This is a genomic window from Stenotrophomonas sp. HMWF023, from assembly GCF_003060985.1.
Lineage (GTDB): Bacteria > Pseudomonadota > Gammaproteobacteria > Xanthomonadales > Xanthomonadaceae > Stenotrophomonas > Stenotrophomonas lactitubi.
Map to the genome: position 1 here is coordinate 1 of NZ_QAIJ01000160.1, position 14,229 is coordinate 14,229.

Sequence of the window (14,229 nt, forward strand, 5' to 3'; positions counted from 1 at the left end):
GCAACGACACGAACATGGCTCCGTCCTTGGTGGAGTGCACGCGAAGCGCGCAATCTATCATCGAGCCAGCGCATGCGCTGCCGTATCGTGCAACGCCCTCCCCTGCTGTGCCAGACTCGCGGCGAGCGGCTGCCATGGAAGCAAGGGGAATACAGGATGATGATCGTTCCAGCGTACTGGGCCGAAGCCCGTCTGCAGGACAGGTACAGGGGCCGACCAGTGGTGGTTCGCCGGTTTGGCTGGTCCGACGACGACCAGGATGCCGCGCAGGTCCATGCCGATGCGCGTGCGCGCGAAGCGCTTGATGACATCCTCAGCGGCCAGACCGTGCCGCGTCGCGAGCGACGGACCAACTACGGTGTCGAAGGCATCCCGATCCGCGAGCAGATCGTGCAGCGCAGGGATGATGTCATTGTCACCCGCAACAGTTACGGCGCGCTGTGCCTGAACACCCCCGACGTGCTGTTTGCCGACATCGACCACGTGCCCACTCCGTCGGGCTGCGCTTTGCCGCTGCTCGGTGCACTCGGGCTGCTGGCAGCCGGTGCGCTGATCGGCGGGGCCTTGGGCAACTTCAATATCGGCCTGGCGGCCGGTGGCATCGCGATAGTGGTGGTCAATGCGATCATGTCACAGCGGCGCAGGCGCCGGCTGGCCCGGTCCGGCGGCGCCGAAGGCATCGCGCTGCAGCGTGTGCAGGCGTTCGTCGAACACCATTCCGACTGGCACCTGCGTGCCTACCGCACCCCCGCCGGGCTGCGCGTGCTGGCGATGCATGCCACGTTCGAACCACAGGATGCGCAGGTGCATGCCTTCTTCAAGGCACTGGGCACCGACACGTTGTATGCACGCATGTGCACGCTGCAGCATTGCTTCCGTGCGCGGCTGACACCGAAGCCGTGGCGGCTTGGCATCATCGCCCGCATCCGTCCGCCAGTGGCGGCCTGGTCGGCCGAGCAGGCCAGCAACCCCGACCGCCTGGCCTGGATTGCCGAATACGAAAGGAAAAGCGCCGGCTTCGCTGCATGCGCGTATGTGCGCAGCTTCGGTGACGAGCGTCGTGTGGACGCCAAGGCCGAACGCGTGCGCGACCTGCACGATCGGATGTCACGTGCACTGGATAACCTGCCGCTGGGCTGAGCGCGCGTCGCGCTCAGCGGCCGCCCTGCACGAAGGGCTGGCCCGCTAAAGTGGTTCCCACCTGCAGAGCGACCTGCTGCCCGTCCTTGGCAAAAGTACTGCTGCAGTTGCTACCGCCCTTCTGGCAACCCACTTCCGGGAAACCCTCCAGTGCTTCGGGCGCATCGCGTGGCGCGCTCGCCTGCCACCCTGCGGCATCAAGCAGTCGCTTGGCCTTGGTATAGGGCATGCCGGCAGTAATGCCCAACGCTGCCAGCTCAGCCGGCAGCGGCTGGGCGAATGCAGCGACCGGAACAACGGACATCGACAGCGATACGGCGAGGATGAAGGCCTTCATGGAGCGAACCCGTAGCGGACATCAGATGCGCAGCGTACCGCAGCTTTGTGGCCGCTCCATGCCTGCATCACAGATGGTTACGCAACACCCACAGGGGGATACTGGCGCCGGCTGTGCCGTCGCAGTTCAAGTCCCCTGTTCATGGCCCGGTCGTGCACTTCAATGCCTCCAGCGCAAGCTCCTGCTTCAAGCGATGCTGCAGCCAGGTATTTCTGAAGCGGGCACGCGTGGTCTCCTCTTCTGGCAGCAGTCGGGTCAACGCGTCACTCAGCGCGGGGCGCCACTGATCCGGCGCGAGCGCCAGGGTCTGCTGATTTTCCTGCCCAGTTGACACCTGCTTCCATGGCAGCATCAGCGCCTTCTGCGATCTCGACAGGAACACCACATCAGGTTTGCCTTGGCGGCGCACTGTCACCGACATCACCGGATAATCGTCAGTCCACGCCACGCCGTCCCCCTTGAAGTGCTGCCGCACCCGCTGGTGCAGCCCTTGGACAGTCAACGTCCGACGGGCCCACGCCTGCTGATCGGCGAATGTGCACGATGCCGGAGGCACTGACCTCAGTTTCGGATCCAACTCCGGCATCGCGGCGCGATCAAGGCGGGCGGCAATCAGACTGATCGCGGCCTCCTTGGACAGCGGGGCAGCACCAATAGCCGCCTCGAACGCTTCGACGGCAGCGGCCGGCAATACCTGCTTGGGCAATTCCTGGTTTCCCGCCGAATCTGTGACACGAACACGCGTGGTGATTCCACGTACGTCGCGCTCGATGCGCCAGTGCTCCGAAACACCTCCCCAGCCGGACCATTCGTAGGCCACATCGATGTGCATGGGCCCATCGGCTGCAGCAGCCATGGCGGCGGGACACAGGGCTGCGACAACGAGAAACCACGCCTTCATGAGACTCCTTGGAAAGCAGGTTCTGTGGAGAATGCGGTCATCCTGTAGAAGCAACCGGGCATGGCTCGGCGCTACACGAAGCCTGAAACAGAAAGGCCGCCCCGGAGGGCGGCCTTGCCGGATTACTTCGCGTTCTTCACGTAAGTGTCGAACCAGTTGAGCATTTCATAGACCAGCTGTTCGTTCGATTCCAGCGCGGTATACCAGTGCGGCTCGTTCGGCAGCATCACCAGGCGGGTGGTGCCGCCATTGCCACGGATCGCCTGGTACAGCTTGCGCGACTGGAACGGCTCGGTACCCGGATTGGCGTCATCCTCGCCGTGGACCAGCAGCAGCGGCAGCTTGATCTTGTCGGCGTAGAAGAACGGCGAGGCCTTCAGGTACACGTCCTGCGCCTGCCACACCGAACGGCGTTCGTTCTGGAAGCCGAACGGGGTGAAGGTCTTGTTGTACGAACCACTGGTTGCGACGCCGGCCTTGAACAGGTTGGTGTGGGCGATCAGGTTGGCGGTCATCAGGCCACCATGGCTGTGGCCGGTCACGCCGATGCGGTTGCGGTCAACCACACCCAGCTCCACGGCCTTGTCCACCGCTGCCTTGGCGTCGGCTTCCAGCTGTTCCAGATAGGTGTCGTAGGCGTTCTTCGGGTCACCCACGATCGGGAACGAGGCGTTGTCGATGATCGCGTAGCCGGCCAGCAGCATCAGGCGGTATGGCTGCAGACGGGTGAAGGTCTGCTGCGAACCGGATACCTGGCCGGCCTGTGCGGCGTTGGCGAAGTCGGCTGGGTACGCGTACAGGATCGCCGGCACGCGCTGGCCTTCCTTGTAGCCCGGCGGCGTGTACAGGGTGAACGACAGGTCCACGCCATCGGCGCGCTTGTAGGTCACCAGGCGTTTCTTGATCTGCCGCACTTCCGGGGTCGGGTCGACCAGCGTGGTCAGCGCGGTCGCGGTGGACGCGAACTGCGCCTCACCGGTCTTCGCACCGGCCACTGCCTCACCCTGCTGGCGGATGAAGGCATTCGGCGGATCGATCACCGACTGGTGCCACGTCAGGTAGCGACCCGGCGCGCTGCTGTAGCCGAGGAACTGCTCGTAGGCGTCGGCACTGCTGCGGAACAGGCGCTCGCTCTTCAGTGAACCAAGGTCCAGGCGGTCCAGGAACGGACGGTCACCCTGTGGTGATGCGCCACGGCCGCTGAGGAACACGAAGCTGCCTTCCTGGCGCACGACCTGTGCACCATTGGGAAGACGCCTGTAAACCAGGTTGCCTGGGTTGCCGTACAGCTCGTCACTGGACATGTCCCACAGCAGACGGCCCTCCTTCTTCGGCTGGTCCACATCGACGATGCGGGTCTGTATCCAGTGCCGGTTCTCGTCGTTCTCGTACTGGAACGCCACGGCCGGGTCGGCGGTCCACGCGAAACCTTCGAAGCGCTGCGCGGTGCGGGTGATCTCGACCGGCTTGCCGGTGAACGGCGCCTTCAGCGTCAGCACGCGGTCGCGGTGCGGCACGCTCACCTTCCAGTCGCCCTTGTCCAGCGCTTCGGCATAGACCAGGGTGGCCGGGTCGGTGGCGCGCCAGTCGAAGCCACGCGGACCTTCAGGTACCCCGTGCACCGGCACGCGGTCGGCCAGCGGCAGGCTGACAATCGGCGTGCTGCGGCCATTGCTTGCGTCCAGCACCGCCACGTCATTGGCGAAGCGCTGGTAGGTCACCGCATGCGAGTACGGCGCCTTGATCGTTTCGGTCAGCACGTGCACGCCATCGGGGGCGGCACTGACTTCGTTGAACAGTGCCGGTTGCCCGACCGGGCGCACGCTGCCGGCGGCGGTATCGACCACGGCCAGTTGCGAGGCGCCGTAGTAGGCGAACAGCTTTTCGTCATGCACGCTGGTCAGCGTGTCGCGGGCTTCGTAGGTGCTGCTCTCGCCGCTGCTGCCCAGCGATTCCTGCGCATCCGGACCGGTCGGTACGCCGCCGTTGGACGGCGCCGGCCCCTGGTTGGCAGGTACCAGCTTCACCAGCAGGCTCTGGCTGCCACCCAGCCACTGCACGGTGTACCCGAAGATCGGGTTCAGCTGCACATTCGGCACCTGCTTCACCTGGCCGGTAGCGGCGTCGCCCACCCACAGCTGCACGCTGGTATCAACCGCGTTCTGGAAGGCGAAATGGCTGCCGTCGGCCGACCACAGCGCGCCGGTGGCGCAGCCCTGCGGCAGGTTGACCTTGGTGCTCTTGCCGCTGGCGATCTCGACCAGGGTGAAGTCGGCCACACAGGCCGGAATGCCATAGCCGCCGGGGGTGTCGTGGCGGCTGCGGTTCTTCGGCTCCAGGCGCACGCCGGCCAGCTTCAGGTACGGCTGGGCCACGCGGGTGATGGACGGATAGGTCTGCGCGGTGGTCAGCAGCAGGCGCTGGCCGCTGGGGTCGATGTTCGGTGCCGGCGGCGGCGGGGCCTTGAGTACCTTGAGCAGGTGTTCCGGCGGCTTGGCGTAGTCGGCGAAGGCCGGGCCGGCGGCCAGCAGGCCGAGCGTGGCAACGGCAACGGCCGCCGCCAGAGAGGTACGACGGATGAGCATCCTTATCCCCTGGGAGTGAGTTGGGTACCCGCACTGCGGGCATGGGCCGAATCTAACACCCCCGGCCCACCGGGAAATGGGCCGGAAGGACTAGTCACCCCATCCTGCAAAGCGTGGCCCTGCCTGGCCCGGCCCACTCCCTGGATACCCCTCGCTTACTGCCGCGCGTGCAGCTCCCAGGTGGACAGATAATCGGGATCGATCACCGTCACGCCACTGGACCGCAACTGGTACTCACCCGGCGCAGCCGGCAGGTACTGGTCCAGCATCGGCGGCAGGTAGCGCTCATGTCCGTCATCGCCATCGGCCAGCACCAGCCCCTCTTCGGCACTGACCCTCAGCACGGTGCCGGCAAACTGCTCCAGCCCCTGTACCTGGCCATCGCCACCAAAACGGGTAACGCCCACCAGCACCAGCTTGCCAATCATCTGCTCGGCCTTGGCATCATCCAGATCCAGGGGCGGCAGGGCTCCTCTCGATTCGTTGCTCATCGTGCACCTCGGAAGCCTGCGTGGACATCGTGGACGAGATGCGCGCCCAGTGCTGCGAACGAAGCAGCGTCGTGGGGCGACTCGCATGCATGTAGTGGCTCTGCGCACTGCGGGATGCAGAGCCAACCATCGGTGCTCAACTCACGGAAGAATTCTGTCTGAGGCTGCATGAACCGCAGCAGCGGTTTCAGCATGTTCGCCGACAACAGCGCATTCCACCTGGGCGACAGGCCGGTTGCTGATGCGGTAGGTATACGAGTGAACAGGACTGTGCATCGCGGGCCTCCTTGCCGGGGGAGTGGCCTCGCAGGGCCACGTTCAACGCTGCGCAATGTGCGGGAAACGAACTGGCGCGTGCCGGTCGCGGGAAAGCGGCAGGGATGCCCGTTACGTAAGGCCACGCCTGCGCTTGATCGTCTACACGGGTGGATGCTGCCACCGGTCACGGAATGGCGGAGTGAAGAAAATTCCATGGCATCCGGGCCGGGCCACGCCGTTTGCAGCGGATGCCTGGGCCGAACGCGCCCTGCCCCGATTCCAGCAATCGTCAATTGCATTTAACCTGTGATTCACTTGGCCCACTTTAGGGTCAGCGCTCAACATGCAGGGAACGCTTATGTTTGGGTACGCATTCACACGGCCGTGGGCAATCGCCCTATGTGCGGCCTCGCTCTGCGCCTGCACACACGCGACTGACCGTTCGTCGACTTCTCAAGGACCCGTTACCATGGCATCGACTGCCTCCGACGCCGCAACGCCGTCTGCGCTCAGCGCAGACCAACTGCTGTTGCGCCTGCTGGATCTGATCAAGGACACCACCTCCACCCGTGAACTGACCCTTGAACGGGTATCGCAGGCCATGCAGGCTCCCGCGCAGAGTTTCGGCCCGGGGCATTTCGGCTACGGTGGCACGCTGACGCCGGAATGGAGCTACGGCCTCGAGATCAAGAAGGCTGGCGCCGCCGATGCGCGTCTCGATCTCAATTTCATCGACACCACCGCCGACCGCAAAGCCAACGCATCGTCGATCTGCCAGGTCGACTTCGATCAGTTCGCCTCGGGCCTGCAGGCTGCGGGCTTCAAGCGCGAAACCATCCGCGGCGAGCACGGCCGGGTCATCCATGACCGTTTCGATCGCCCGGATCTGACCATCAAGGTCGACACGATGGCTGAGGATTCAACCCCGTCTGGCAAGCCGGCGCATGCCTGCGTCCGCCTTGTGACCGTGCAGTAAGGAGCACCGCACCATGCCTACGCTTTCAGCGGATACGGAACGCCTGCTGACCGAATTTGCAGGAAAACCCGATGTAACGACCGATCAGGTCGACAACCTTCGCAAGGCCATCGCCAATTCTCCGGCGCTGGCAACCCAGGTCGACTCGGCCATCGCCGCCGGTCATCTGCAGCGCTTTGAGCTGCTGCCTGCCGACAGCAGTGTGGGCGGCGAGTACGACGGCGGCGCAAAGACGATCAGCCTGCCGGCATCCAGTCTGTCCACGCTGGCAGCCCCGGACAAACACGACGCTGCAGAGCTGACCTTCGTGCTGGGCCATGAGCTACAGCACGGGTTCAATGATGCAGCGACCGAACGGGCCTATAAGCAGTTTGATTCCGATATTGCAGACATTGCCGCACGCGATTCGACCCACGACTACACGCAGGCCATCGGCACCCTGCTCGCAGCCAACCGGCGCGATGAGGCATCGGCGAACATCGAGGGCTGGAACGCATTGGTAGGCATGGTCAAGACCGCCAACCCGGACGCCACGCTGCAGGATGTCTACGGAGCAAGTACCCGCGCCAAGGAATTCGTGCGCGTGCAGCCCGGCCCGCCGATGACCTATACCGCGCATCCGGACCTGACGCTCAACGCAGACCTGAGCATGACCGCCACTGCCGCCAACATCGAGGGCATGGGCAAGCACTACTACGACGAAGGTGTGTCGTCGCGGCTGGGTCCCAACGGCAATTCGGATTACCAGAACTACTACGCCACCGATGCCATCGGCCGCGCCTGCGAGGAAGAAGCCAAGAACCCCGCACCTGATGGCATCAGCCGGATGTCGGTGAACATGGCGCAGCTGGGCCTGCAGGAAAGCCTGCTGGAACAGAACGGCCTGTCTCTGGGTGAGGGCACGCCGCCACGGCAGCCCTACTTCGATACCAGCACCTCGCCGTCCACGCTGCATTATTTCGACCACACCGAGGGCACCTACGCCCACGTGCCCATCACCGCGCAGGCGACCGCCACTCCCTCGAACGAGGCGCACGCTGCGCCGCTGGCGGGCGGCAACGACCGTGCCCTGCACGATCAGATCCGCGGCAAGGTGGCCGAACTGGATGCCGCCAACGGCCGCAGCTTCGATGCCTCCAGTGAACGCCTGAGCGCAAGCCTGCTGGTGCTGGCCCGCGAGAACGGCCTGGACCGCGTGGATCATGTGGTGCTCAGCCGGCAGGCCGGCGACGTCGCTGCGGCACAGAACGTGTTCGTGGTGAAGGGCGCGCTGGATGATCCTGCGTCGCTGCGTGCATCGGCAGCTACCGCTGAAGCCGCACAGCGGCCGGTGCAGGAAAGCCTGGACAGCCTCGCCATCGTCAACCAGCGCCAGGCCGACCACGCCTCGCAGGAACAGACGCGCCAGCAGGTGCAGGAACAGCAGCGCAGCGCACTGTCGCATTGAGATCAGGGACGGCGCCGGGCATCGCCCGGCGCAACCCACGCATGGGCCACGCTAGAATGCGCGCATGCGTACCGTCCATGCCCTCCGCTATATCACCCCCTTGCGGGAAGGTGGCTCACTGCCTGCCGTGGTCGAGACCGACGACGATGGCATGGCCGTACTCAAGTTCCGTGGTGCCGGCCAAGGGCCGAAGGCGCTGATCGCCGAGCTGATTGCGGGCGAGATGGCACGCGCGGTGGGCCTGCCGATTCCGGAGATCCTGTTCGTGGAGCTGGACAGCGAGTTCGCCCGCACCGAGCCCGACCCGGAGATCCAGGACCTGATCCGCGCCAGCGAAGGCCTGAACCTGGGCCTGGACTACCTGCCCGGTGCGATCAACTACGACCCGGCGGCGATGCCGGTGGACGCTGACCTGGCCTCGCGCATCGTCTGGTTCGATGCGTTCACCAGCAACGTCGACCGCACCACGCGCAATCCCAATCTGATGGTGTGGCATCGCAAGCTGTATCTGATCGACCACGGCGCGGCGATGTACTTCCATCACGATTGGGCCAACGCCGGCGACGCCTGCGAGAAGCCCTTCGTGCTGATCCGCGACCACGTGCTGCTGTCGTTCGCCAGCCGCATCGCCGAGGTGGATGCCGAACTGGCCGCGCGCCTGCCGGATGCGGAAATCGAACGCATCGTCGGCCTGGTACCGGACAGCTGGCTGATTGATGAGCCGGCCTTCGACAGCCCCCAGGCTTACCGGCAGGGCTACATCAACTACCTGAAGCATCGCCTGAAGGTGCGTGCGGTGTTCGTGCAGGAGGCCATCCGTGCCCACGCTGCACACGTATGACTATGCCGTCATCCGCGTGGTACCGCGGGTGGAACGCGAGGAGTTCATCAACGTCGGGGTGATCGTGTCCTGCCCCGGCGCACGTCACCTGGAAGCGGCGATCGAGCTCGATGCCGCACGCCTGCAGGCCTTCGCGCCGGCGCTGGATATTGAAGCGCTGCAGCCGTGGCTGGATGCCATCGTGGCGATCTGCCGGGGCGATGCCAACGCCGGCCCGATCGCGCGGCTGCCGGCACGCGCCCGCTTCCATTTCCTGACTGCCAAGCGCAGCTCGGTAGTGCAGATGTCCAGCACACATGTGGGCCGCACGGCAGACCCGGCCGGCGTGGTCGAACACCTGATGGCGAAGATGGTGCGGGTACCGACTTAGCGCGCTACTTACCGTTACCGCCCCAGCGCGCGGTCATTTCGCTGCGGATCGGCGTGCGCTCGGTGTTGCTGTCCGTTGCGGTGAAGCGCATCGCCTTGACCGCATTCAACGCCCAGCCGCTGAAGGCCGTCGACGGCTTGGCATCCACCACCTTTACGTCATAAGTGCGGCCGCGCTTGTTGACCGAATAGGCCACGGTCACCTCCTCTGCGAACTGCACACGCCCGGGATCGGCATTCAGTCGTGGGCGGAACGTGCCCTCCACCGGCTTCCAGTACGTCAGCGCTTCGGTCTGCTGCAGCTGCAGCGGCTCGGGAGATGCGGCGATGGCCATCGGACTCATCGCCAGGGTTAGCGCGATCGCAGCAACGCGGAGCAACATCGGAGGCATGGTTGTCATTCCTTGTACGCCTATGGTCGGCACCCAAGCCTACGCTATCACGGGCTTTTCCGGTTCACCGCTACGGTCACCGCGAAGTAGGGAATCGCGCTCCACTGCCCGCGCGGATGGTGCAGCGATTCCACACCCATGCCGATCTGGTAGTTCACGCTGCCGGGCTGCTCGCGCCAGAAATAAGGCGCGCCGTTGCTCCAGCCGCAGCAGACATACGTCAATGACGGCATACCGAAGGTCTGCTGCAGGTAGGCTTCAATCCTCGCCGCCGAAGCGCCGCTGACGCGATACCGCGCTTCCATCGGCTGGAGGTAGGAAGCATCGTCCTGCGTGCAGCCGACGTATTCCAGCTCGGCGGGTTTTCGGCCCATCGCCTGCAGGAAATCCTGGCAGACGGTGTCCGGCCGGGCCAGGCCTTCGGCGCGGCCGTGCAACTCCCACTCGGCGATCGCAGCGGCGGGCGTCTGTGCGCTGGCGGTGACGACGCTGCCGATCAGCAAAAGATGCAACACGGTGATGGCGGATCCTCCGCGGGCGTGACGAAATGTCATCGTAATCGACCGGCGCGGCCACCCGGTGCGAATACTTCGATCAACGCTCACGCGCCATGCTCTTTTCGGTGAAGCGCGCCACGCAGAAATCCAGGAAGCTACGCAGCTTCGGCGTCACCTGGCGATGGCGGGGATACAGCAGGTTGATCGAGGTGGACACGGGCACGAATCGAGGCAGCACCTCCACCAGTCCGCCGCTGGCCAGAACGGCAGACATCATCTCGAACGGCTGCAGGATCAGTCCCAGCCCACCGACCGCAGCGGTCAGCAGCGGCTCGGCCTGGTTGACCATGAAGCGACTGGAAACCGGCACGGTCAACACGCCGCCCTGTGGGTCATGGAAGCTCCACCGCGTACGGATCACCGAGTGGGCGAAGCCCAGGCATTCGTGCCGGCTCAGGTCCTGCGGATGAACGATCGGTGGCCGTGCGGCCAGATAGCCGGGGGCAGCGCACAGCGCCAGCGGGTACGGTCCCAGCCGCCGCGCGACCAGCCCGCTGTCGGCGAGATCACCGGTGCGGAACACCAGGTCGTAGCCGTCTTCAACCACGTTGACCAGGCTGTTGGACAGGTTCAGATCCACCTGCACGTCGGGATACTGCTGCATGTAGGCCACCACCGCCGGCCCCAACGCATGCACGCCGAAGGTGACCGGCGCACTGATCCGCAGCCGGCCCATCGGTCGCCCGCGTGCGATCTCGGCCAGCTGCTCGGCACTCTCCACTTCTTCCAGGATGACCCGGGCGCGGGCCAGGTACGCCTGCCCGAAGTCGGTCAGGCTCTGCTTGCGCGTGGTGCGGTTGAGCAGGCGCACGCCCAGATGCTGTTCCAGCGTCTGCACATGCTTGCCGACCAGTTGCGGCGACAGGTCCAATGCGTCGGCAGCGGCGGCGAAAGAGCCCACCTCGGCCACCTTGGCGAAGCTGCGCAGGGGTACGATCAGGTCCATTGCAAACTATTGTTTTCCAATGAAACGCCAGATTACCCCTTCTTTCGCTCGCCGGCCACGCGCACAGTAGCGCCCTGTTCCCCCAGCCCGGCCACCGGCCGGCATTCCCTTTGGAGACCCCCCATGACCCAGGTTGTCCGCATCCACGCCTATGGCGACGCCGATGTGCTGCGCGTTGACGATATCGACGTACCCGCTCCTGCCGCCGATGAGATCCAGATCCGGGTCAAGGCCATCGGCTTGAACCGCGCCGAGGTGATGTTCCGCAACGGCGCCTATCTGCAGCAGGCAGAGTTCCCCAGCCGCCTGGGCTATGAAGCGGCTGGCCTGGTTGAAGCCGTAGGCAGCGCGGTGACCGGCTTCGCTGCCGGCGATGCCGTCAGCGTCGTGCCGCCGCTGGATATCGCCCGCTGGGGCACCTACGGCGAGCTGGCCAACGTGCCGGCGCGGCTGGTGGTGAAGCATCCGTCGTCGTTGGGCTTCGAGCAGGCCGCTGCGGTGTGGATGCAGTACGTCACCGCCTGGGGCGCGTTGCTGGAGCAGGCCAAGCTGGCTGCCGGCGATTTCGTCATCATCACTGCAGCGTCAAGCAGCGTTGGCCTGGCCGCCATCCAGATCGCCAATGCGGTGGGCGCAACGCCGATCGCGGTAACCCGTGGCTCGGGCAAGCGCCAGGCGCTGCTCGATGCCGGCGCCGCCCATGTCATCGCCACCCAGGAGCAGGACCTGGTGGCCGAAGTTGCCCGCATCACCGCAGGTGCCGGCGCGCGCGTGGTATTCGATCCCATCGGCGGCCCGCAGTTCGTGCCGCTCACCGAAGCGATGGCACGCGGCGGCATCCTGCTGGAGTATGGCGCGCTGAGCAGCGAGCCGACGCCGTTCCCGCTGTTCAACGTATTGGGCAAGTCGCTGACGCTGAAGGGCTACCTGTACTCGGAAATCGTGTCCGACGATGCGGCGCTGGCGCGTGCGAAGGCGTTCATCGTCGATGGCCTGGACAAGGGCGTGCTGGCACCGCTGATCGCCAAGGTGTTTACGTTCGCGCAGATCCAGGACGCACACCGTTACCTGGAATCGAATGAGCAGATCGGCAAGGTGGTGGTGACGGTTTAACCGGTTGCGCGATACCCCTGTGGCGTTGGGAATTTACCCGCCCACAGGGGCGTCGATGCTGTTGCCAGGGACGTGTGCTAGAGGGGCACGCGGCGGGCGATGTAGTTGATCACATTGCCTACGGCATCCGGATCGACGTTGGCCAGGCCGACCAGCACGTATCCCTGCTCAGGCATCACCACAATGGCACTGTTCGAACCGGGCGCCCCGCCCTCGTGGCCGAACTGGCGCTGCCTTCCCTCGCCCTGAACCATGAACCCGTAGCCGTACCAGCCTTTGTGGTTCTGTGGACGGGTGGCCTGCTGCAACCACACCGGCGAGACCAGCTTGCCGGTACGCAAGGCCTCGGCGAACTTCAACATGTCACCCACGGTGCTATAGCCGCCGCCGGCGGCAGTCCCTCGCCATGGCAGGGACCTGGTGTCGCTCACCCATAGCCCTTTCACTCGGGTATAGCCGATTGCACGATGTGGAACGTCCACCGATTCCGGTTCAAAACCGGTTGCCGTCATGTCCGCCGCGCGCAGAACATGCTCGTTGACATAGTCGTAGTACGTCTGCCCGGACACCGCCTCGATGATCCGGCCCAGCACGATGAAACCATAGTTGGAATACCCATCCTGGCTGCCTGCAGCAAACTGCGGGGCATCCTTGGCAAAGCGCTGCACATAGTCGTCGTGCGTTTTCAGCGACGCCGCGTAGTGCTCGAAATCATCACCGAAGAAATCACCGAGGCCGCCGGTATGGCTGAGCAGTTGCCGGATCGTGACCGTGCCTGCCACCGTTCTGTTCGGATAGTCCGGCAAGCGCTTGCCGATGGTGTCATCCAGGGCCAGGCGACCTGCTTCGGCCAGTTGCAGGATGGCCACTGCGGTGAACATCTTGTTGGACGAGGCAAGGCGGAACTGCGTCTGCGCATCGACGGGCACGTGCTGCTCGCGGTTGGCCAGCCCTCCCTGCCACTGCAGCAGCACCCTGCCATCGTGCGCGACCAGCACGGCGCCAGACAGCGAATCACTTGCCTGCAGGGCGTTGAGCCGGGCGGTACTCTGGGCCAGGAGTGCCGGCAGCTCCATGCGCGCAGGCTGGAACTGCGGCGGTGTCGGTACACCTTCCAACTGGAACACCTTCACGTGGCGCGGCGCGGCAGGGTCCATTTCCGCGGTCAACAGCATCGCCCGTTCGCTGTCTTCGCCCAGCACCAGCACTTCGGCCTTCTCAGGCGTGTTTGAGCGCACTTCGAGCACCTTCATCGGCCCATTGGACGCACGGAACTCCAGGTAATCCTGCGGGCCGCTGCCGCTCCTCTTTGCGTACCTGTCGGCGAACGCCTGCAACGCCTGGAGACTGTTGGCATTGAAGGCGGACAGCCATTCATCGACGGCGTCCTTTGCGCGTGAGCCGGTTGATTCAACTGGCACTGCAGCCGCACCAGCACTGAATGACACTGCCAACAGCAAGGCGAAGATCAGTGGGAAGACACAGAAGCGTCGACGACGCACGGACATGGCGGATCCTTCGCAGACGGGGCGTAGCGCCATCCTAGACGACAACCGCGCAGGTCACTGCACTGCAGCCGGCATCAGATGCCGACGCTATTCCGGCAACGCATACGCAATCACGTAATCCCCGGCGGGCGTCTCCATGAAATGGTGGCCGCCGGCCATGATCACCACGTACTGGCGCCCGCCCTGCTCATACACCATCGGGTTGGCCTGGCCGCCCGCCGGCAGCGTGGTGTGCCACAGCTCCTTGCCGGTCTTCAGGTCGATGGCACGCAGCAGGTCGTCGGTCGCTGCGGCGATGAAGATCAGGCCACTGGCGGTCACCACCGAACCGCCATTGTTCGGCGTGCCGATTTCAATGGGCAGGCCGG

The 14,229-nt window shown here is 65.0% G+C and carries 14 protein-coding genes and 1 pseudogene; 6 read left to right on the top strand and 9 right to left on the bottom strand.

The window, feature by feature from the left end; all coding sequences use genetic code 11:
- The first annotated feature begins 156 nt into the window (after window positions 1-156).
- Window positions 157-1,140: a hypothetical protein gene (locus DBR20_RS08630; protein ID WP_108265890.1), complete on the top strand. Its 984-nt coding sequence runs from the start codon at window positions 157-159 to the stop codon at window positions 1,138-1,140.
- Between the two features lie 13 nt (window positions 1,141-1,153).
- On the opposite strand, the gene DBR20_RS08635 is transcribed toward DBR20_RS08630, so the two are convergent.
- The 4 genes from DBR20_RS08635 to DBR20_RS08650 form a co-directional block, all read right to left on the bottom strand.
- Entirely contained in the window at window positions 1,154-1,477 is a 324-nt protein-coding gene (locus DBR20_RS08635) for a hypothetical protein (protein ID WP_108265891.1), read from the bottom strand.
- A 139-nt stretch (window positions 1,478-1,616) separates the two neighbouring features.
- Entirely contained in the window at window positions 1,617-2,378 is a 762-nt protein-coding gene (locus DBR20_RS08640) for a hypothetical protein (protein WP_108265892.1), read from the bottom strand.
- Window positions 2,379-2,500: 122 nt separating this feature from the next.
- Window positions 2,501-4,963, bottom strand: a complete 2,463-nt coding sequence (locus tag DBR20_RS08645) for a prolyl oligopeptidase family serine peptidase (RefSeq protein ID WP_108265893.1) — start codon at window positions 4,961-4,963, stop codon at window positions 2,501-2,503.
- 155 nt (window positions 4,964-5,118) lie between these two features.
- On the bottom strand, window positions 5,119-5,454 hold the full coding sequence (locus tag DBR20_RS08650) for a hypothetical protein (RefSeq protein ID WP_089236083.1): 336 nt from the start codon (window positions 5,452-5,454) through the stop codon (window positions 5,119-5,121).
- Between the two features lie 727 nt (window positions 5,455-6,181).
- Here DBR20_RS08650 and DBR20_RS08655 point away from each other — a divergent pair.
- The 4 genes from DBR20_RS08655 to DBR20_RS08670 all read left to right on the top strand — a co-directional run bounded on the left by DBR20_RS08655 (window position 6,182) and on the right by DBR20_RS08670 (window position 9,346).
- Window positions 6,182-6,688, top strand: a complete 507-nt coding sequence (locus tag DBR20_RS08655) for a hypothetical protein (protein WP_258223262.1) — start codon at window positions 6,182-6,184, stop codon at window positions 6,686-6,688.
- A 13-nt stretch (window positions 6,689-6,701) separates the two neighbouring features.
- Window positions 6,702-8,135, top strand: coding sequence for an XVIPCD domain-containing protein (locus DBR20_RS08660; protein ID WP_108265895.1), 1,434 nt, complete (start codon window positions 6,702-6,704; stop codon window positions 8,133-8,135).
- Window positions 8,136-8,199: 64 nt separating this feature from the next.
- Complete coding sequence (locus DBR20_RS08665; protein ID WP_108265896.1) at window positions 8,200-8,976, top strand: HipA family kinase; 777 nt, start codon at window positions 8,200-8,202, stop codon at window positions 8,974-8,976.
- Complete coding sequence (locus tag DBR20_RS08670) at window positions 8,954-9,346, top strand: DUF3037 domain-containing protein (RefSeq protein WP_100460425.1); 393 nt, start codon at window positions 8,954-8,956, stop codon at window positions 9,344-9,346. Before DBR20_RS08665 ends, DBR20_RS08670 begins: the two co-directional genes overlap by 23 nt.
- Window positions 9,347-9,350: 4 nt before the next feature.
- On the opposite strand, the gene DBR20_RS08675 is transcribed toward DBR20_RS08670, so the two are convergent.
- Genes DBR20_RS08675 through DBR20_RS08685 form a run of 3 tightly spaced genes read right to left on the bottom strand, consistent with a single transcriptional unit; the run spans window position 9,351 to window position 11,240 of the window.
- On the bottom strand, window positions 9,351-9,737 hold the full coding sequence (locus tag DBR20_RS08675) for an energy transducer TonB (RefSeq protein ID WP_181393051.1): 387 nt from the start codon (window positions 9,735-9,737) through the stop codon (window positions 9,351-9,353).
- A 47-nt stretch (window positions 9,738-9,784) separates the two neighbouring features.
- The gene (locus tag DBR20_RS08680) at window positions 9,785-10,342 is read right to left on the bottom strand and encodes a DUF4952 domain-containing protein (RefSeq protein WP_229978610.1); all 558 of its coding nucleotides are present in this window, start codon (window positions 10,340-10,342) and stop codon (window positions 9,785-9,787) included.
- Complete coding sequence (locus tag DBR20_RS08685; RefSeq protein ID WP_108265899.1) at window positions 10,332-11,240, bottom strand: LysR substrate-binding domain-containing protein; 909 nt, start codon at window positions 11,238-11,240, stop codon at window positions 10,332-10,334. Before DBR20_RS08685 ends, DBR20_RS08680 begins: the two co-directional genes overlap by 11 nt.
- A 123-nt stretch (window positions 11,241-11,363) precedes the next feature.
- On the opposite strand from DBR20_RS08685, the gene DBR20_RS08690 reads away from it, so the two are divergent.
- A complete protein-coding gene (locus DBR20_RS08690; RefSeq protein WP_108265900.1) occupies window positions 11,364-12,353 on the top strand; it encodes a zinc-dependent alcohol dehydrogenase family protein in 990 nt (329 codons plus the stop codon).
- A gap of 77 nt (window positions 12,354-12,430) precedes the next feature.
- Here DBR20_RS08690 and DBR20_RS08695 read toward each other — a convergent pair whose 3' ends face one another.
- Both DBR20_RS08695 and DBR20_RS22855 read right to left on the bottom strand, forming a co-directional pair.
- On the bottom strand, window positions 12,431-13,861 hold the full coding sequence (locus DBR20_RS08695; RefSeq protein ID WP_108265901.1) for a serine hydrolase domain-containing protein: 1,431 nt from the start codon (window positions 13,859-13,861) through the stop codon (window positions 12,431-12,433).
- 87 nt (window positions 13,862-13,948) lie between these two features.
- A pseudogene (locus DBR20_RS22855) lies at window positions 13,949-14,229 on the bottom strand (membrane-bound PQQ-dependent dehydrogenase, glucose/quinate/shikimate family); the annotation flags it as partial.